At 65.0% G+C, this 18,811-nt stretch carries 18 protein-coding genes; 3 read left to right on the plus strand and 15 right to left on the minus strand.

Annotation, left to right across the window (positions count from 1 at the left end; translation table 11 throughout):
- Positions 1–12 precede the first annotated feature (12 nt).
- Positions 13–1,746, minus strand: coding sequence for an AMP-binding protein (locus AC07ZH_RS11185; protein WP_495199793.1), 1,734 nt, complete (start codon positions 1,744–1,746; stop codon positions 13–15).
- A gap of 128 nt (positions 1,747–1,874) precedes the next feature.
- Between AC07ZH_RS11185 and AC07ZH_RS11190 the strand changes: the two genes are divergently transcribed.
- On the plus strand, positions 1,875–2,912 hold the full coding sequence (locus tag AC07ZH_RS11190) for an AraC family transcriptional regulator (RefSeq protein ID WP_495199794.1): 1,038 nt from the start codon (positions 1,875–1,877) through the stop codon (positions 2,910–2,912).
- Between the two features lie 38 nt (positions 2,913–2,950).
- Here the strand turns inward: AC07ZH_RS11190 and AC07ZH_RS11195 are convergent, their stop codons facing one another.
- The 4 genes from AC07ZH_RS11195 to AC07ZH_RS11210 all read right to left on the minus strand — a co-directional run bounded on the left by AC07ZH_RS11195 (position 2,951) and on the right by AC07ZH_RS11210 (position 7,167).
- Entirely contained in the window at positions 2,951–3,622 is a 672-nt protein-coding gene (locus AC07ZH_RS11195; RefSeq protein ID WP_495199795.1) for an HAD family hydrolase, read from the minus strand.
- 127 nt (positions 3,623–3,749) lie between these two features.
- On the minus strand, positions 3,750–4,943 hold the full coding sequence (locus AC07ZH_RS11200) for an acetate/propionate family kinase (protein ID WP_495199796.1): 1,194 nt from the start codon (positions 4,941–4,943) through the stop codon (positions 3,750–3,752).
- Positions 4,940–6,397 carry a bifunctional enoyl-CoA hydratase/phosphate acetyltransferase gene (locus AC07ZH_RS11205; protein ID WP_495199797.1) on the minus strand — a complete coding sequence of 486 codons (1,458 nt, stop codon included), beginning with the start codon at positions 6,395–6,397 and terminating at the stop codon, positions 4,940–4,942. The genes AC07ZH_RS11200 and AC07ZH_RS11205 overlap by 4 nt, the downstream gene beginning before the upstream one ends.
- A 335-nt stretch (positions 6,398–6,732) precedes the next feature.
- Positions 6,733–7,167, minus strand: a complete 435-nt coding sequence (locus AC07ZH_RS11210) for a YchJ family protein (protein ID WP_495199798.1) — start codon at positions 7,165–7,167, stop codon at positions 6,733–6,735.
- A 68-nt stretch (positions 7,168–7,235) separates the two neighbouring features.
- Between AC07ZH_RS11210 and AC07ZH_RS11215 the strand changes: the two genes are divergently transcribed.
- Complete coding sequence (locus AC07ZH_RS11215; RefSeq protein WP_119110312.1) at positions 7,236–7,724, plus strand: DUF421 domain-containing protein; 489 nt, start codon at positions 7,236–7,238, stop codon at positions 7,722–7,724.
- A 47-nt stretch (positions 7,725–7,771) separates the two neighbouring features.
- On the opposite strand, the gene AC07ZH_RS11220 is transcribed toward AC07ZH_RS11215, so the two are convergent.
- From AC07ZH_RS11220 to AC07ZH_RS11260, 9 genes are all read right to left on the minus strand, one after another.
- Complete coding sequence (locus tag AC07ZH_RS11220; protein ID WP_495199799.1) at positions 7,772–8,560, minus strand: alpha/beta fold hydrolase; 789 nt, start codon at positions 8,558–8,560, stop codon at positions 7,772–7,774.
- A gap of 218 nt (positions 8,561–8,778) precedes the next feature.
- Positions 8,779–9,909, minus strand: coding sequence for an acyl-CoA dehydrogenase family protein (locus tag AC07ZH_RS11225; protein ID WP_495199800.1), 1,131 nt, complete (start codon positions 9,907–9,909; stop codon positions 8,779–8,781).
- Positions 9,910–9,943: 34 nt separating this feature from the next.
- Entirely contained in the window at positions 9,944–10,612 is a 669-nt protein-coding gene (locus tag AC07ZH_RS11230; RefSeq protein ID WP_495199806.1) for an SDR family oxidoreductase, read from the minus strand.
- Positions 10,613–10,688: 76 nt separating this feature from the next.
- Positions 10,689–11,882, minus strand: coding sequence for an acetyl-CoA C-acyltransferase (locus AC07ZH_RS11235; protein ID WP_495199801.1), 1,194 nt, complete (start codon positions 11,880–11,882; stop codon positions 10,689–10,691).
- Between the two features lie 38 nt (positions 11,883–11,920).
- Positions 11,921–13,723 (minus strand): bifunctional isocitrate dehydrogenase kinase/phosphatase, encoded by a 1,803-nt coding sequence (gene aceK, locus AC07ZH_RS11240; RefSeq protein WP_495199802.1) that lies wholly within the window; start codon positions 13,721–13,723, stop codon positions 11,921–11,923.
- A 69-nt stretch (positions 13,724–13,792) separates the two neighbouring features.
- Positions 13,793–14,488 carry a carbonate dehydratase gene (gene can, locus AC07ZH_RS11245; RefSeq protein WP_119110306.1) on the minus strand — a complete coding sequence of 232 codons (696 nt, stop codon included), beginning with the start codon at positions 14,486–14,488 and terminating at the stop codon, positions 13,793–13,795.
- A gap of 27 nt (positions 14,489–14,515) precedes the next feature.
- Positions 14,516–15,706 (minus strand): isovaleryl-CoA dehydrogenase, encoded by a 1,191-nt coding sequence (locus tag AC07ZH_RS11250; protein ID WP_495199803.1) that lies wholly within the window; start codon positions 15,704–15,706, stop codon positions 14,516–14,518.
- Between the two features lie 56 nt (positions 15,707–15,762).
- Positions 15,763–16,224 carry a PaaI family thioesterase gene (locus AC07ZH_RS11255; protein ID WP_495199804.1) on the minus strand — a complete coding sequence of 154 codons (462 nt, stop codon included), beginning with the start codon at positions 16,222–16,224 and terminating at the stop codon, positions 15,763–15,765.
- Between the two features lie 28 nt (positions 16,225–16,252).
- Positions 16,253–16,657, minus strand: a complete 405-nt coding sequence (locus tag AC07ZH_RS11260) for a MerR family transcriptional regulator (RefSeq protein WP_119110303.1) — start codon at positions 16,655–16,657, stop codon at positions 16,253–16,255.
- Between the two features lie 119 nt (positions 16,658–16,776).
- Here AC07ZH_RS11260 and AC07ZH_RS11265 point away from each other — a divergent pair, with 119 nt between their 5' ends.
- Positions 16,777–17,844 carry an MBL fold metallo-hydrolase gene (locus AC07ZH_RS11265; protein ID WP_495199805.1) on the plus strand — a complete coding sequence of 356 codons (1,068 nt, stop codon included), beginning with the start codon at positions 16,777–16,779 and terminating at the stop codon, positions 17,842–17,844.
- Between the two features lie 15 nt (positions 17,845–17,859).
- On the opposite strand, the gene AC07ZH_RS11270 is transcribed toward AC07ZH_RS11265, so the two are convergent.
- A complete protein-coding gene (locus tag AC07ZH_RS11270) occupies positions 17,860–18,612 on the minus strand; it encodes a 16S rRNA pseudouridine(516) synthase (protein ID WP_119110301.1) in 753 nt (250 codons plus the stop codon).
- Positions 18,613–18,811 lie beyond the last annotated feature (199 nt).

The raw sequence follows: 18,811 nt of genomic DNA on the forward strand, positions 1-18,811 counted from the left end.
CGGCGCTGCAGGTCAGGCGGTTTTTTGCTCGGTCAGGCCCAGCGCCTCGATGGTGGCTTCGCGCATGCGGAATTTCTGGATCTTGCCGGTCACCGTCATGGGAAATTCGCTCACGAAACGGATGTAGCGCGGCACCTTGTAGTGCGCGATCTGGCCTTTGCAAAAGGCGCGGATGTCGTCCTCGGTCGGCGCGGTGCCGGGCTTGGCGATGATCCAGGCGCACAGCTCTTCGCCATAGCGCAGGTCGGGCACGCCGATGACCTGCACGTCCTGAATCTGGGGCATGCGGTACAGAAACTCTTCGATCTCGCGCGGGTACACGTTCTCGCCACCGCGGATCACCATGTCCTTGATGCGGCCGACGATGTTGACGTAGCCCTCGGCGTCCATGGTGGCGAGGTCGCCGGTGTGCATCCAGCCGTCGGCATCAATGGCTTCGCGCGTTTTTTCCTCGTCGCCCCAGTAGCCATGCATGACGGAATAGCCGCGCGTGCAGAACTCACCGCGCTCGCCCACGGGCACCACCGCGCCGGTCTCGGCATCGATGATCTTGATTTCGAGGTGCGGCTGCACCCGGCCCACGGTGGAGACGCGCTTCTCCAGCGGCGTGTCGGTGCTGCTCTGGCAGCTCACCGGACTGGTTTCGGTCATGCCGTAGGCAATGGTGATTTCGGACAGGTGCATGTCCCGCACCACGCGCTTCATCACCTCGGTCGGGCAGGGCGAGCCAGCCATGATGCCGGTGCGCAGCGTCGAGAGGTCAAACTCGGCAAAACGCGGGTGGTCCAGCTCGGCAATGAACATGGTGGGCACACCGTGCAGACCGGTGCATTTTTCGTCCTGCACCGCCTGCAGGACTGAGAGCGGCTCGAAGCCGTCGTTCGGGTAGACGATGGCAGCGCCGTGCGTAAAGCACGCGAGGTTCCCCAGCACCATGCCAAAGCAGTGGTACAGCGGCACGGGAATGCACAGCCGGTCGGCAGGGGTCAGCCGCATGCATTCGCCGATGAACAGGCCGTTGTTCAGAATGTTGCGGTGCGTCAGCGTCGCGCCCTTGGGGAACCCTGTGGTGCCGCTGGTGAACTGGATGTTGATCGGGTCGGTGGCCTTGAGCTTGCGCGCCACCTGGGCAATGCGCGGGTCCTCTGCATCGCCGCGCGCCAAAAAGTCAGAAAAGCGCAGCAGGCCGGGTTCATTGGCGCCCGAAGCAGGCTCCTTGCCGGGGGCGTCGATCCACACCACGGTCGAGAGATGCGGCAGGCGCTGGGCCACCAGCTCGCCCGGCTGGCCGTGCGCCCACTCGGGCGCCAGCTCGCGCAGCATGCCCAGGTAGTCGCTGGTCTTGAAGCGCGCCATGGTCACCAGCAGGCGGCAGCCCACCTTGTTGAGCGCGTATTCCACCTCGGCCGTGCGGTAAGCCGGGTTGATGTTGACCAGCACCAGCCCGACTTCGGCGGTAGCGAGCTGCATCAGCACCCATTCGGCGTTGTTGTGCGACCAGATGCCCACCCGGTCGCCCGGCACCAGGCCCTGGCGCAGCAGCGCGCTGGCGAGCTGGCGCGCCTCGCGCTGCAGCTCGGCATAGGTGTAGCGCTGCCCCTGGTGGCAGCTGACCAACGCCTCGTTGCCCGGCTGGCGCTGCACCATGGTGTTGAAGAAAGCGCCAATGGTCTGCTCGATCAGCGGCGGCTCGGTGGCGCCGGTGGCTTGGCTTTGGATCAGCGGGGAAGCGTTTTGGGGCTGCATCTGCGGTGTCTCCTTGTGCTGCGGGTCTGCGCTGCGCGGCCCACGAACCGTACAGGATAAAAGCGACGGCGCCACCTTGCTTGCCACAATGGTTGCAAATCGTGCCACGCACGCGGCACACTTGGGCAATGAGCACGCCAACCTCCACCGCCACCAACCCGGCACCCGCCAGCGCGCGCGCAGAAACCCCGGCGGCCTTCGTCCGCGCCATCGCGCACGCCTATGCGCTGCGCGGCCTCGACCCGGCGCAGGCCCTGGCCCAGGCGCAGATTGCGCCGGCCCTGCTGGCGCGCCCGGACGGCCGGATCACCGCCCTGCAGATGGAGCGTCTGTCCGAGGCCGCCATGCGCGAACTGGACGACGAGGCCCTGGGCTGGTTCAGCCGCCCCCTGCCCTGGGGCAGCTACGGCATGCTGGCACGCGCCTCCATCACCGCGCCGCACCTGGGCCTGGCGATGGCGCGCTGGTGCCGCCACCATGGCCTGCTGACGCAGGATGTGCGGCTGGAGTGGGCGGTGCAAGGCGACGTGGCCCACCTCACCCTGCACGAGGCACGCGACCTGGGCGCACTGCGCGAGTTCTGCCATGTCTCGCTGCTGCGCAATGCCCTGGGCGTGGCCTGCTGGCTGGTGGATTCGCGCATTCCGCTGCTGGACGCTGCCTTCGCCTTTGACGCTCCGCCCCATGCCGACGCCTACGCCGTGCTGTTCAGCGCCCCGGCGCGCTTTTCTGCTGCCCCGACCCACATCAGCTTCGACGCCCGCTACCTCGCCCTGCCCCTGCGCCGCGACGAGGCCGCGCTGCAGACCATGCTGGAGCGCGCCCTGCCCTTGACGGTGCTGCAGTACCGCCGCGACCGGCTGCTGCTGGCGCGCGTGCGCCAGATGCTGCGCAGCGACCCGCAAGCAGCCCACAACGCGGACGACCTGGCGGCCCGGCTGAACCTGTCCGCCCGCACCCTGCACCGGCAGTTGAAGGACGAGGGCACGTCACTGCAAACCCTCAAAGACACGGTACGCCGCGAGATCGCCACCGACCTGCTGCAGCGCAGCCAGCGCCCGATCAAGCAGGTGGCGCTGGCTGCGGGGTTTCAGAACGAGAAGAGTTTTATCCGCGCGTTCAAGGGGTGGACGGGGATGGCGCCGGGCGAGTGGCGTGGGCAGTAGCCTGGACGCAAAAATGCGCGCCAGGCACCCAGCCGGGGTCAGCCCACCGGCCCACACAGGTGCGGCAGCAACGCCATATCGGCAAAAATAGCGCTTGCCCCCGCCGCCCGCAGCGCCGCTGCGCTGCCGTGGCCGGCGCCTCCGGGCGCGTAGCCCCACACCGTGGCGCCTGCCGCCACGCCGGCGGTGACGCCGGTGACAGTGTCTTCCACCACCAGGCAGCGCGCCGGTGGCACGCCCAAGGCAGCAGCGGCGGCCAGGTACACGTCGGGCGCGGGCTTGGTGGCGGGCATTTCGTGGCCGCTGAACACATGGCCGCCGAACAGCTCGGCCAGCCCCACCTGGCGCAGCTGCATTTCCACCTTGAAGCGGTCGGCGCCCGAGGCGCAGGCGATGCGCCCGCCCAGCAGGCGGTGCAGCGCGCGCACCGCCTCCACCGCGCCGGCAATGGGCTGTAGGTGGCGCTCGATCTCGGCATTGCGGCGCGCGTAGAACGCGGCCATCCAGGCGTCGGTCAGCGGCTGGCCGGTGTGCGCCTCGATGCGCGCGGCTTCGCTGCGCACCGTTTTGCCGATGAAGGTGTCCATGCACGCTTCGGGCGAAATCGCCCAGCCGGCTTCGTTCAGCATGGCGCAGAGCACGCCGTTGGTGAGGGGCTCGCTGTCGACGAGAACGCCGTCGCAGTCGAACAGGATTGCTTCAAAATTCATAGCTGGTTGCGCAATAGGGATAAGCGCTGGAGGCGATTTTCATCTAAATTTTTGAAAGGGCGCGCCACACTCCTGCGGCTTGGCGATGGCAGGGGCGCCCAATAGTCCGACCCCACTGCCTGCGTCGCTACGCCAGCCCAGGCACCAGCCGGCAGGCGTGCCAGGCGGCCACCCATTCTTCGTTGGTGCGCTCGACCTGCACGGGGATGCGGCTGGCGGCGCTGGAGATGCAATCGGCGTTCCGGGCGTTGGCCTCAGCGTCGAGCGCCAGGCCCAGGTAGGCCAGCCCCGCGCACACGCGCTCGCGGATGGCGGCATTGTGCTCGCCGATGCCGGCGGTGAAAACCAGCATGTCGAGGCCGCCCAGCACGGCCACCAGGGCGCCGATCTCGCGCACGATGCGGCGCACGTACAGCGCCAGCGCGGCGGCTATGCGCGCGTTGCCGGCCTCTTGCGCCAGCAGCTCGCGCGGGTCGGACGACACACCGGAAAGTCCCAGCAAGCCGGAGCCGTGGTACAGCAGATGGCCAACTTCTTCCAGCGAGAGCTTTTCCATCTCCATCAGGTAGAGCACCGCGCCGGGGTCGAGTGCGCCGCAGCGCGTGCCCATCATCAGGCCGTCGAGGGCCGAGAAGCCCATGGTGGTGGCGACGCTTTTGAGGCCCTGCATGGCGCAGAGGCTGGCGCCGCTGCCCAGGTGCGCCACGATGGTGCGGCCACGTGCCGCATCGCCACAGCGCTCGGGCAGCGCTATCGACAGGTATTCATACGACAACCCGTGAAAGCCGTAGCGGCGCAGGCCGCGCTCCCAGGCGTCCCAGGACAGCGGCAGCATCTTTTCCACCTCGGGCAGCGTGTGGTGAAACGCCGTGTCAAAGCAGGCCACCTGCGGCAAGTCGGGCACCGTCTCCAGCAGTGCCGCGATGGCTTCGAGCGCAAAGGGCTGGTGCAGCGGCGCGAGCGGGATATAGCGCTTCAGGTCGGCCAGCACCTGTGCGTCCACGCGCACCGGGTCGAAGTACTTGGCGCCGCCATGCACCACACGGTGCGCCACGGCGGCCATGCGGTGCCCGCCCTGCGCCATGCGCGCCAGCACCCTGGCGTGGATGTGTTCCAGCGCGGCGTGGTAGGGCTGCGCGGCATCGAGCGCCACCGGGCCGGGCGTGGCACCGGTTTCGCCAAAGGTGGGGGTAGGACCGGTGATGCCGTCCACCTTGCCGTTCCACAAGGGCGTGCGGGGCAGCGGTCGAATGCTGGCGTCAAACAGGGCGAACTTGATGCTCGACGAGCCGCAGTTCAGGACCAGCACCAGATCGCTCACAGGGGCGCCTCCTGGTAGTGGTGCGCCAGCAGCACCGCCACGGCGCACGAAGCCAGCCGCGTATCGCGCGCGTCGGCGCGGCTGGTGAGCACGATGGGCACACGCGCGCCGAGCACGATGCCGGCCGAGGCTGCGCCGCCCAGAAATTCGAGCTGCTTGGCCAGCATATTGCCGCTTTCCAGGTCCGGCACCACCAGGATGTCGGCGCGGCCCGCCACTTCGGAGACGATGCCTTTGGTGCGCGCCGCGGCAATGGAGACGGCGTTGTCGAAGGCCAGCGGCCCGTCGAGCAGGGCGCCGGTGATCTGGCCGCGGTCGGCCATCTTGCACAGGGCGGCGGCGTCCAGCGTGGCGGGCATGGCGGCGTTCACCGTTTCCACGGCGGCCAGAATCGCCACGCGCGGCTGGGCCACGCCGATGGCGTGCGCCAGGTCAATGGCGTTGCGCACGATGTCGGCCTTGTCGGCCAGCGTGGGCGCAATGTTGATGGCCGCGTCGGTGATGATGAAGGGCCGCGGGTAGGCCGGCGTCTGCATCAGATAGCAGTGGCTGACGCGCCGCTTGGTGCGCAGCCCGCCTTGGCTTGCCACCACGGCGCCCATCAGCTCGTCGGTGTGCAGGCTGCCTTTCATCAGCGCCTGCACGCGGCCTTGCAGCACCAACTCGACCGCGCGGGCGGCTGCAGCGTGGCTGTGCGGCGTGTCTTCGATGGCCAGGCCGGAAATGTCCAGGCCACTCTCCCGCGCCGCCGCCTCGATGCGCGCGCGCGGGCCCACCAGCACCGGCTCGATCAGCCCTGCGGCACGGGCGTCGAGCACACCGCCCAGGCTGAGCGCATCGCACGGGTGCACGACCGCGACACAGAGTCTGCCCAGTGGACGCACATGCTCAAGCAGCTGCCGCATGCCGTCGTTGCCCACGCTGATGTGCACTTCGGGCAGCGTGGTGCGCAGGCGTTCAATGCGCTCGGTGGGGGCCAGCACCTCGGCCTCGCCGTCAAGCACCGTGGTGCCGTCCTGGTTCACACAGGTGCAGGCCAGTGTCAGGTGCTTTTTGGCTTCGTCGCGCGCGCTCACGGTCACGCTGACACGCAGCCGGTCGCCGATGCGCACGGGCGCGAGGAACTTGAGCGTTTGCCCGAGATAAATGGTGCCCGGCCCTGGCAGGCGCGTGCCCAGAACGGCCGATACCAGCGCGCCGCTCAGCATGCCTTGCGCAATGACCCCATGAAAGCGCGTGGAGGCGGCAAAGTCCGCATCCAGGTGCTGCGGGTTGGCGTCGCCGGAGAGCACCGCAAACAGTTCGATGTCCTCTTTGCTGAGCGTGCGCTCGATGCTGGCGCTGTCGCCCACGGCGATTTCGTCAAAGGTGCGGTTGCGCACGGTGGCCAGCGCCTGTGGCGGCGCACCGGGCAGCGCTAGGGATGGCGTGAGGGGCGATCCGGTATCGGGCATGACGCTCCAGAGAGATGAGAAGGCTGGGCGGCAGGAAGCCAGCCCCGTGGGGTGCAAGCCTAGCGCAACCGGTTGGGGCGATTCTTGCTGCGACGCTCATACATGGCATTATTGCTCCTGAATAAATAGCAATAAAAGCATATGAATAAAGCGCTAGGGAGCCTCTGCACGAATTGCGTGGCAAGTGGGCGCTGCGGATCGGGATGAGCTGCAAGGCGCAAACCGCAGCGATAGCCGTAGCTATCGCGAGGATTTGCAACGCTGCAGATCGCCCGAGGCCGCAGATGCACACGGCGCGACGATTCGTGCAGAGGCTCCCTAGAAAGCATTTTCATTCATTTTCTCGCCCGCTCATGCTGCGCCCCATCGACGTAAAACCAGTGCCCGCCTTCGCGCACAAAGCGGCTGGTTTCATGCAAGCGCACCGCCTGGCCCGCAACGCGGTAGCGGGCGACGAATTCCACCTCGGCATGGTCGGCATCGATCAGGCAGTGGCGCCGCACCTCCAGTCCCAGCCAGCGCGCACCGGGCTCGAAGTCGAGTTCTGCGGGCCGGGTGCTGGCGTGCCAGGTGGCCCGCAGCCACGCCGCATCTTCACGCACAAAGGCGCTGTAGCGCGAGCGCATGAGGCTCTCGGCATCGGGCGCTGGCGCATCGCCACCAAGCCAGCGCCCACAGCACTGGCCAAAGGCCAAGGGGCGCGCACGGGCATGCGGGTCAAGGCGGCCGCAGGGGCAAGGCGAAGCGGAGTCACGGGCAAGCAAGGTCATGGAAAGGGGCAGGTGGAGCAAGGCAGGCGCCCACGTAGACTTGGCGCCTTCAATGGTAGGAGTCTCGCATGTGGAATCTGTCTGTCCCCTGGTGGGAGTTTGTCGTGCGCGGCGTCGTGGTGTACATCTTCCTGCTCATTTTCCTGCGCGCCACCGGCAAGCGGCAAACGGGGCAATACGCCCCGTTTGACCTGGTGCTGCTCCTGATCCTGTCGAACGCGGTGCAGAACTCGATGAATGCGGGCGACAACTCGCTCATCGGCGGGTTGATTTCGGCCAGCACGCTGCTCTTTTGCCATGTGGTGCTGTCGCACCTGACCTTCCGCTTTCGCCGGCTCGAACGCCTGATCGACGGCCACGCCCGCGTGCTGGTGCAGGATGGCAAAGTGGACGAAGCGCTGATGGAGCGCGAGCGCATTTCCCCCGCCGACCTGGCCGCCGCCCTGCGTGCCGGGGGCTGCCTGCACGCCCACGAGGTGGCGCGTGCCACCATCGAAGTCAACGGGCAGATCACCGTGGTGCTGCGGCCCACGCAGCGCTCGTTGGACGCGACGTAGCCACGCTGCCGGCACAGCGCCCACCGGTCAGGGCCCGGTCAGCGCTGCTACAGCGTTTCCAGAAACGCCGCCACCGCCGCATTCACGGGCTCGGGGTGCGTGAGGTTGCTGGCGTGCCCGCCGCCGGGCACCACCACCATGCGCGCATGGGGCAAGGCGTCCGCCATGGCCTGCGCGCGCGCCAGATCGATCGCATGGTCCACCGAGCCGTGCACCACCAATGCCGGCACGGTGATGGCACCGAGCCGCTCGCTGATGTCGTCGCGGCTGCCCAGGGTGGTAAAGCACTGGATCAGGTTGGGCGCGGTCAACTGGCGCCACTTGGCTTGCCACACCGGCGCATCCGCCCAGTCCTCGCCCAGGATGGTGTGGGCCACCACCGCTGCGATTTCGTCCGACAGGCCGCCCTCCAGCCAGGCTTTCATCAGCGCTTCGTGGCCCACCATTTTCCGGGGGTCTTCCTGCAAGGCCTGGGTGTCGATGAGCACCAGCGCGCGCACCAGCTCGGGGTGCGTCAGCGCGCAGCGCAGCGAGAGGTAGCCGCCCTGCGACATGCCGGCCAGCACGGCGCGCTGCACGCCCAGGTGCGCCAGCAGCGCCGCCAGATCGTCGGCCGAGTCGTAGTAGGTGAACGGGTCGCAGCGCGCCGGATCGGCCGTCTGCCCGTGGCCGCGCTCGTCCCAGCTGATGCAGCGCCACTGGCCGCGCAGGGCCTGCACCTGCGGCGCAAACATGCTGCTGTCCATGAGCAGGCCGTGCGAAAAGACGATGACCGGGCCGTCGCCGCCGGTGTCTTCGTAGTACAGCTTCTGGCCATTGGCGTGCGCGAAGGGCATGGGTGCTCCTGTGAAAAATGGGAGCACCATCGTGGAACAAGGCCGCCGCCTGCACAACGGGCGCAACCCGCGCGAAGGCGCGTGCGAGTCACCCAGGTGTCAAGCAGCACGTGGCGCCACCGCCTCTGGCCAAGCTGGCAAGTTTCTTCAGATTTTTAGGTGTTTTGGCCGCTAGCGCTTCATGGATAAGCGCTACCAGCTATCAATACAAGAGCATCTCAGGCCAGTGCGCGCTGGATGATGATCTTCTGCACGTCGCTGGTGCCTTCGTAGATTTGGCACACGCGCACGTCGCGGTAGATGCGCTCCACCGGGAAGTCGTTCAGCACGCCGTAGCCACCCAGCGTCTGGATGGCGGCGCTGCAGACGCGCTCGGCCATTTCGCTGGCGAACAGCTTGGCCATGGCGGCTTCCTTCAGGCACGGCCGGCCAGCGTCGCGCAGGCTGGCGGCATGCCAGATGAGCTGGCGCGCGGCCTCGATCTGCGTGGCGCAGTCGGCCAGGCGAAAGCCCACGGCCTGGTGGTTGAAGATGGCGGTGCCGAAGCTCTCGCGCTCTTTGGCGTACTTCAAGGCAACTTCAAACGCACTGCGCGCCATGCCCAGGCTTTGCGCGGCGATGCCGATGCGCCCGCCCTCCAGGCCGCCGAGCGCAATCTTGTAGCCCTCGCCCTCCTGGCCGATGAGGTTTTGGGCCGGAATGCGGCAGTTCTCGAAACTGATTTGCGCCGTGTCGCTGCTGTGCTGGCCGAGCTTGTCTTCGAGCCGCGCCACCACGTAGCCGGGCGCGCTGGTGGGCACCAGGAAGGCGCTCATGCCCTTCTTGCCGGCACCCTTGTCGGTAACGGCCACCACGATGGCGACGTCGCCGTTCTTGCCGCTGGTGATGAACTGCTTGACGCCGTTAATGACGTATTCATCCCCCTGCCTGACCGCCGTGGTGCGCAGGCCCGAGGCGTCGGAGCCGACATGCGGCTCGGTGAGGCAGAAGGCGCCCAGCATCTCGCCGCGCGCCAACGGGGTGAGCCAGTCGCGCTGCTGCTGGGGGTTGCCGTAGCGCAGCAGGATGGCGTTGACCGGGCAGTTGGTGACCGAGATGACGGTGCTGGTGCCGCCATCGCCCGCGGCGATTTCTTCGAGCACCAGCGCCAGCGACAGGTAGTCGAGCCCCGCGCCGCCGAGTGCCTCGGGCACGCAAATGCCGTAGGCGCCAAGCGCCGCCAGGCCCTGGTGGGCGTCTTTGGGGAAGTGGTGCTCGCGGTCCCAGCGGGCGGCGTGGGGCCAGAGTTCGCTTTGGGCAAAGTCGCGCACCGCGTCGCGGATCATTTCCTGGTCTTGGGTCAGCAGCATGGGCTTGTCTCTAAGTGTTGGGGGTGAGAGTGTTTTACCAATGCGCGGCGCGGCGGCCGTCGTGGTGCAGCAACTGGCCCTGGTCGGCAGGCGCCAGGTTCGCCAGCGTGGCGAGCATGCCGCGCACGCTCTCCTCGGGCGTGAGCGGCGCGCCCGCGCCGCCCATATCGGTCTGCACCCAGCCGGGGTCGATGGTGACGAGGGTGGCGGCCGGGTAGTCGTGCTGGGCCGCCGCCACCGCCATGTTGAGCGCGGCCTTGCTGGTGCGGTACAGCCAGGCGTTGCTGGCGGGCACGCTGCCGATTTGCGACATGCCCGACGACATGAAGGCGAACACGCCGCCAGCGGCCTCTACCAGCGGCGCCACCTGCGGGATGGCCTGCATGGCGCCGAGCACATTGGTGTGCATGACGGCGTCGAAATCCTGCTGCGTGGGCGGCGTGGTGGCGCCCGGCCGGCGCATGACGCCGGCGACGTAGAACGCCAGATCGAGCCGCTCGCCGTCGAGCTGCCAGGCCAGCCCACTGGCGCTGGCCGGATCGGCCACGTCCACCGTCAGCACCTCGGCGCCCAGGGCTTGGAGCGCGGCGCGGGCGTCGGCGGTGCGCACCGTGGCGATGACGCGGCCACTGGCGGCCAGCAGTTGGCGCACCAGCTCCAGCCCCAGGCCACGCGAGGCGCCGATGACCAATGCCGTGCCCAACATTTTTTTAGTCAAATCGGCCTCCAGCGCTTATTCCTATTGCCCAAGGAGCTACGAAAACAGGAGTTTTTGAGTATCAGACCAGCTCGACCGCCATGGCCGTCGCCTCGCCGCCGCCAATGCACAGCGTGGCCAGGCCCTTGGTCTTGCCGTGCGCCTTGAGCGCGTACAGCAGCGTGACCAGAATGCGCGCGCCGCTGGCGCCGATCGGGTGGCCGAGCGCACAGGCGCCGCCGTTCACGTTGACTTTGTCGTGCGGCAGATCCAGCTCTTTCATCAGCGCCATGGGCACGACGGCAAAGGCTTCGTTGATTTCCCACAGATCCACGTCGCCGGCCGTCCAGCCCGCCTTGGCCAGCGCCTTTTGCGTGGCGCCCAGCGGGGCCGTGGCAAACCACTCGGGCTCCTGCGCGTGCGTGGCGTGGCTGACGATGCGCGCCAGCGGCTTGCAACCGAGTTGGTCGGCGGTGGACTGGCGCATCAGCACCAGGGCGGCGGCGCCGTCGTTGATCGACGAGCTGGAGGCGGCGGTGATGGTGCCGTCCTTCTTGAAAGCAGGCTTGAGCGTGGGGATTTTGTCGAGTTTGACCTTGCCAGGGCCTTCGTCCACCGACACCACCACTTCGCCCGCACGGGCCTTCACGGTGACGGGCGTGATCTCGGCGGCAAACGCGCCCGAGGCTGTGGCGGCCTTGGCGCGCTCGACGCTGGTGGTGGCAAAAGCATCCTGCTGCTGGCGCGTGAAGCTGTACTTGGCGGCGCAGTCTTCGCCAAAGGTGCCCATGGAGCGGCCAGGCTCGTAGGCGTCTTCCAGGCCGTCGAGCATCATGTGGTCAAAGATGCGGTCGTGTCCCAGGCGGTAGCCGCCGCGCGCCTTTTGCAGCAGGTAGGGGGCGTTGGTCATGCTCTCCATGCCGCCCGCCACCATGACGTCGTGCGTGCCGGCCAGCAGCATGTCGTGCGCAAACATCGCCGCCTTCATGCCCGAGCCGCACATCTTGCTGAGCGTCACGGCGCCGGCCTCCTTGGGCAAGCCGCCCTTGAATGCGGCCTGGCGCGCGGGCGCCTGGCCCTGGCCGGCCATCAGGCAGTTGCCAAACAGCACTTCGCCCACGGCAGACGGCGCAATGCCGGCGCGCTCAACAGCCGCCGCAATGGCAGCTCCGCCCAGGTCGTGCGCCGCGAGGCCGGAAAAATCGCCCTGGAAAGCGCCCATGGGGGTGCGCGCGGCGCCGACGATGACGATGGGGTCTTGGATGGATGAACGCATGGGAAACCTCCTTTGAATGGAAACGGGGGTGGGCAGATTCAATCGGCGTAGGCCTGGCCAAAGCGCCGTTTGGTGTCGTACGGGAACACGTCGTAGACATGGCCGGCCAGAATGCGCTCCTTGTGCGACTGCCAGAACTCGACGCCGAGCAGGTCGGCGTGGTGGCGCATGAAGACTTCACGCACGGCGTCGTTGCCAAGCAGGAAGGGGCCGAAGGTTTCGGGGAAAACGTCGTGCGGACGCACCGTGTACCAGACCTCGCCGCTCATTTCTTCTTCTTCGTTGCGCGGCTCGGGCACGCGGCGGAAGTTGCAGTCGGTGATGTATTCGATTTCGTCGTAGTCGTAGAACACGACCTTGCCGTTGCGCGTGACGCCAAAGTTCTTCCACAGCATGTCGCCGGGGAAGATGTTGGCCGCCACCAGGTCTTTGATGGCGTTGCCGTAGTCGATGACGCTGCGCTCCATCTGCTGCTGGGCGCGCTCGTCCTGCATGCCGGTGTCGAACGCCTCCTGCAGGTACATGTTGAGCGGAATCATGCGCCGCTCGATGTAGAGGTGCTTGATGATGACTTCCTGCTTGCCGTCGCCGTCACGGTCGCTGATTTCCAACTGGCTGGGGGCAAATTTTTGGATTTCGGCGATCAGTTCGTCCTCAAAGCGATCGCGCGGAAACGCCACCAGGCTGTATTCGAGCGTATCGGCCATGCGGCCCACGCGGTCGTGCTGTTTCACCAGCAGGTACTTGCCTTGAATCTGCTCGCGCGTGGTGTCTTTTTGCGGCGGGTAGTAGTCCTTGATGAGCTTGAAAACGAAGGGGAACGAGGGCAGGTCGAACACCAGCATCACCATGCCCTTGATGCCGGGCGCAATGCGCAGCTTGTCGGTGGAATGCTTGAGGTGATAAAGAAAGTCGCGGTAAAACAGCGTCTTGCCCTGCTTGGCCAGCCCAAGCGCGTTGTAGAGCTCGGCGCGGGGCTTTCTGGGCATGAGGCTGCGCAGAAACTGCACGTAGGCGCTGGGGATCTCCATATCCACCATGAAGTAGGCCCGCGCGAACGAAAAAAGCATTTGCAGGTCGTCTTCGCCAAACAGCGCGGCGTCGATATAGAGCTTGCCTTGTTCGTTGTGCAGAATGGGCAGCGCAAACGGCACTTCGTTGTAGCCGTTGATGATCTTGCCCACCAGGTAGGCGCCCTTGTTGCGGTAAAACAGGCTGGAGAGCACCTGAATCTGAAAGTTGGCGCGCAGCTTGACCTTGTGCAGGCGCAATTCAAGGGCGTGCACCACATGGCTCACGTCGGTGGTCACGTCGGCAAACTCGCGCTGCAGACCGTAATTTTCGAGAATCGTCACCAGCGTCTGGCGCAGGCTGTCTTTCGTTGGGTAGTAGGCGTAATAGGTGGGCCGGCCCTCGAATTCGTCGTTTTCGAGGTACTCCGTGCTCATCGCCGGGCGCACAAAGATGAAGTTGTTGTGAAAGTGCGTGCGGTGCAGGATCTTGGTGGTGACCGAGTTGAAGAACGTCTCGGCCAACTCGGGCTGGTGGTGCTCCACCAAGAGCCCGATGTAGTGCAGCTTGACTTCATGCCACAGCTCCATCGGCTGTTTGCCAGCAGCAAATTCCTTCTCCAGGCGGCGTACGCATTCCTTCACCCGCAAATCGTAGAACTCGATGCGCTCGCGCTGGGCGCGTTGCTGGTCGTGCCAGTCCGCCGTCTCGAAACGGTGCTTGGCACGGGCCGACTCGGTGCGAAACAGCCGGTAGTGGCGGTCAAAGCCATCGCGCATCGCCTTCGCGATGTTGTAGGCAATCGGGGATTCAAGGCGCTGTGGGAACATGGGACAAGCAGCAAGAGGTGGCATCGGGCGCAATTCTGCGCGGAGGCGCAGGGCGCCTTGCCAAACGCGTCAAGCCTCAGGCGCCATCGCACCCGGCGCCGGCACCTCGCGCCGGTCGGCAATCACACCCGCCACCGCAGCCCGGTAAAGCTCGTCGAGGCCGGAATTGCCGCTCACCGTGATGTGCAGGTCATGAATCAGGCCATCCTTGAGTCCATAACACCAGCCGTTGAGGGTGAGCTGCTGGCCGCGGGCCCAGGCATCCTGGATCACCGTGGTTTGTGCCACGTTGAGCACCTGCTCGATGACGTTGAGCTCGCAGAGCGCGTCATGCCGCCACTGCGGCGCCATGCCGGCCAGCAGATCGCGGTGGCGGTCGCGCACATCCTTGACGTGGCGAATCCAGTTGTCAGAAAGCCCGATGCGGAGGTCTTCGAGCGCGGCACCCACACCACCGCAGCCGTAATGGCCGACCACCATCAGATGCTCGACATGCAACTGATCGACAGCAAACTGGATGGTCGAGAGGCAGTTGAGGTCGGTGGGCACCACCACATTGGCAATGTTGCGATGCACAAAGACTTCGCCTGGTTCCAGGCCAGTGATCTGGTTGGCCGGTACGCGGCTGTCGGAGCAACCGATCCACATGTAGCGCGGCTTCTGCTGCGCCATGAGGTGCGTGAAAAATCCGGGGCGCTCACGCTCCATTTGGGCCGCCCAGGCGCGGTTGTGAACAAAGAGTTCTTGAATCGTGTCGGTGGTCATAGGGTGCCTTGGCGGACGAAGGTTGGATCAGCAGGTCTCTGCGAACAGCTCCCGGCCAATCAGCATACGGCGGATTTCGCTGGTGCCAGCGCCAATCTCATACAGCTTGGCGTCGCGCCACAGGCGGCCCAGCGGGTACTCGTTGATGTAGCCGTTGCCGCCAAAAATCTGAATCCCCTCGCCTGCCATCCAGGTGGCTTTCTCGGCACACCACAGAATGACACTGGCGCAGTCCTTGCGCACCTGGCGCACGTGTTCGGTGCCCAGCATGTCCAGATTTTTCGCCACGGTGTAGGCAAACGAGCGACCGGCCTGGAGCACGGTGTACATGTCGGCCACCTTGCCCTGGATAAGCTGGAACTCACCGATGCTCTGGCCAAACTGCTTGCGGTCGTGGGTGTAGGGAATCACGTTGTCCATGACGGACTGCATGATGCCCAGCGGCCCGCCGGTGAGCACCGCACGTTCGTAGTCGAGCCCGCTCATCAGCACCTTGGCGCCCATGTTGACGCCGCCGAGCACATGGTCGGCCGGCACTTCGACGTTCTGGAACACCAGTTCCCCCGTATGGCTGCCGCGCATGCCGAGCTTGTCGAGCTTTTGTGCAATCGAAAAGCCTTTCATGCCCTTCTCGATCAGGAAAGCGGTGACGCCACGTGCGCCAAGCTCGGGTTCGGTCTTGGCATAGACCACCAGCGTGTCGGCGTCGGGGCCGTTGGTGATCCACATCTTGTTGCCGTTGAGCAGGTAGTAGCCGCCCTTGTCCTCGGCCTTGAGCTTCATGCTGATCACGTCGGAACCTGCGCCGGGCTCGCTCATGGCCAGGGCACCGACATGCTCGCCACTGATCAGCTTGGGCAGGTACTTGGCCTTTTGCGCGGCGCTGCCATTGCGGTTGATCTGGTTGACGCACAGGTTGCTGTGCGCGCCGTAGGACAGCCCCACGGAAGCGCTGGCACGCGAGATTTCTTCCATCGCCACCATATGGGCCAGATAGCCGATGCCAGCGCCGCCAAGCTCTTCCGGCACGGTAATGCCGAGGACACCCAGATCGCCCATCTTGCGCCACAGATCCATGGGGAACTGGTCGCTGTGGTCGATTTCGGTGGCGCGCGGCGCAATCTCGGCCTGGGCAAAGTCACGGACCGCATCGCGCAGCGAATCGACTTCGTCGCCGAGCTGAAAGTTGAGGCCGGGCAGGTTCGCGGGAAGACTCATGGCTATCTCCTGTCTGAAATGAATGTCTGAAATGAAAGCGGGGGGAAGTGGCAGATTCAGCCCGAGACGCCTGCGCGCCCCTGCACGCACATCAGCGTGCAGCCCATGGTGGCGACAAGTTTTTCCTCTGCCCCAGAGATTGCGAAGGCGCGGCCCTCGCACACGGTAATGGTTCGCCCAGGCTTGAGGACCCGCCCTTCGACGCGAAAGCGGTCACCGCGCGCTGGGGCCAACAGATTGGTCTTGAACTCAATGGTCAGGACCGACGCATCTGGAGGCATCAGGCTGAAGGCCGCATAGCCGCAGGCCGAATCGAGTGCCGTCGAGAGCATGCCAGCGTGCACGAAACCATGCTGCTGCGTCAAGGCGGCGGCCCAATCGAAGACGATATCGACGGCACCCGGCGTGACCTGCTGCAGGCGCGCTCCCAAGGTCTGCATGGCGCCTTGAAGGGCAAAGCTCTGGTGCACCCGCTCGGAGAAACAGGGATCCTTGGGCTGGAGAACAGGGTGTGGCATCAAATTTTTTAATTGACGTTACGTAACGTCAATTATCCACGGATTTTGCCTGCACCTTCTTGAGCAGGTTACGCGCTTCCTTCTCGTGCGCTCGGACCTCGTCGAGGTTGGCCTGAAGATCGGTCATTTGGGCTTCCAGTTGCTGGCGATGCTGGGCGAGCACAGCGAGGAATTTCTCGAGCTGCACCCCGGTGTCCCGCGGACTGTCGTAGAGGTCAATGATCTCGCGTGCTTCGGTCAGCGACAGTCCAAGCCGCTTGGCGCGCAAGGTCAGCTTGAGGCGGGTTCGATCCCTGGCACTGTAGATGCGATTGCGGCCCGCAGGCCCGGTGCGCTCGGGCTGCAGCAAGCCCATGTCTTCGTAGAAGCGCATGGCCCGCGTCGTCAGATCAAATTCGCGTGCCAGGTCGCTGATGGTGTAAGTGGTTGCCATGGTTCGCAAGCATCGTTCCGGGTCGCGCGCTTGTCAGTACGCGCGTGCACCGGCCCGTAGAATCGTCCGTTTACTGTCATTTACGTTACGTTAACGTCAATGCTACCGCAAGAGGCCCCATGAATCACGCTGAATCGCGCTTGCGCTACCCCCTCGGTGAATCTCTGCCGGCTTCCGGTTGTGCGATCGACGTGGCGCCCGGTATCAAATGGATTCGCATGGGCCTGCCGTTTGCGCTGGACCATATCAACCTGTGGTTGCTGCGCGATACAGTCGATGGGCCACAAGGGCCGATCGAAGGCTGGACAGTGGTGGATTGCTGTGTCGACATCCCTGCCGCACGCGCCCAATGGGAAGCTGTTTTTGAGTCGGCGCTTGAAGGCCTGCCCATCGTGCGCGTGATCGCGACGCACATGCATCCCGATCACCTGGGCTTGGCGCACTGGCTCTGCGAGCGCTGGAACACACCGCTCTGGATCAGCGCCACCGACTATTACACGGCGCTGGCAGCGAGCACCGGAACCTTGTTCCCGAGCACCGAGTCTCTGAGCGATTTCTACCGTTCGCACGGTTTGTCTGACGCAGAGTTCCATGCACGCCTGAAAGATCGGGGCAGCTACTACCCGGCGCTGGTCCCGAAACTGCCCATGCATTTTCACCGGCTGATGGACGGCGATCGGATTCGCATCGGTGAACACCACTACGAATGCATTGTCGGCTATGGGCACGCGCCGGAACATATTGCACTGCACTGCGCAGCACGCGGCATCCTGATCAGCGGCGACATGGTGTTGCCGCGCATCTCCACCAACATCAGCGTGTTTGCGGGGGAGCCGGAAGCCGATCCGCTCAAGCTCTTCCTGACCTCACTCAAACGCTTTGACTCTCTTTCAGATTCAACGCTGGTGCTGCCTTCGCACGGCAAGCCATTCGTCGGACTGGCCGAGCGGCTCCAGCAGTTGCACGCACACCACCAAGACCATCTGGCGGTCGCACGCACCGCGTGCACAGAAAAGGCGCGATCCGCAGGCGAGCTACTTCCGAAACTCTTTCGGCGGGAGCTGGATACGCAGCAGCTGTCCTTCGCTCTGGGGGAAGCCTTGGCACACCTGCACCTGCTCTGGCACGAAGGCGTCGTCCATCGTGTTCGCGAGCCGGACGGCGTTTATCGATTCCGCACGACGTAAAGCTGGGCCCGGCCATCACGCAGTGCACTGCAAAGACTCAAGATCTGTCTCGCTCAGCCATCGCCACTGGCCAGGGGCGAGATCTGGAGGAAGCATGTAGCGTCCAATCGAGTGGCGATGCAGGCCTTCGACGCGGTTGCCAACGGCTGCCAGCATGCGCTTGACTTGGTGGTACTTGCCTTCCGTTAAGGTCAGATCGATGCAGAAACTATCGATCAGAACGCAGGCAGCAGCGCGCACGGGCTTGGGGTCATCATCGAGCACCACACCTTCAAGCAAACGCTCAATTTGCTGCTCAGTAACTTCATGCTTGGCAGTGACCCGATAAACCTTGGGGACATGCTTCTTCGGGGAACTCATGCGGTGAATGAATTGCCCATCGTCGCTCAATAGCAGCAATCCCGTAGTGTCCTGGTCCAGTCGCCCAACAGCCTGCACACCCTGGATCACGCCGCGAGCCGGTCGCTGACGCAGACAAGCCGGCAGCAGCGTGTACACGGAAGGGTAGCGCGACGGTTTTTGCGAGCACTCCGTGCTGTCGGGTTTGTGCAAAGCGATGTAGGCCTTTTCACAATATGGCCATTCGACGCCTTGGACGCGAAAGCGCAAGCCTTCTTCAAGCTTGCACTCAACCAAGGGATCGGTACATACCACCCAGGCGTTGCACTCAAGGCCGGCGACCAGTTCCACATACCCCTGCTGAATCAATCCAGCACAAACGCGGCGGGTTCCGAAACCCTGCGAATAGAGAACATCCTGTAGGTTCATTTAGGTATTCCTGGTGGGTGTCATTTTGTCAATAGCTCATCGAGCGTATATCCGCCAAAGGATAAATGCTGGGGCCGAGGTATCGCCTACACACAAGGGGCGAACGTACTTTCCGCTTCTGCAAAAGCGAAACCCCCTTGAACCTAGAGGATTCAAGGGGGTTTGGCAGGGCTGTAAGAGCCTGACGATGACCTACTTT

Source organism: Simplicispira sp. GW247-4R2A, assembly GCF_059424465.1.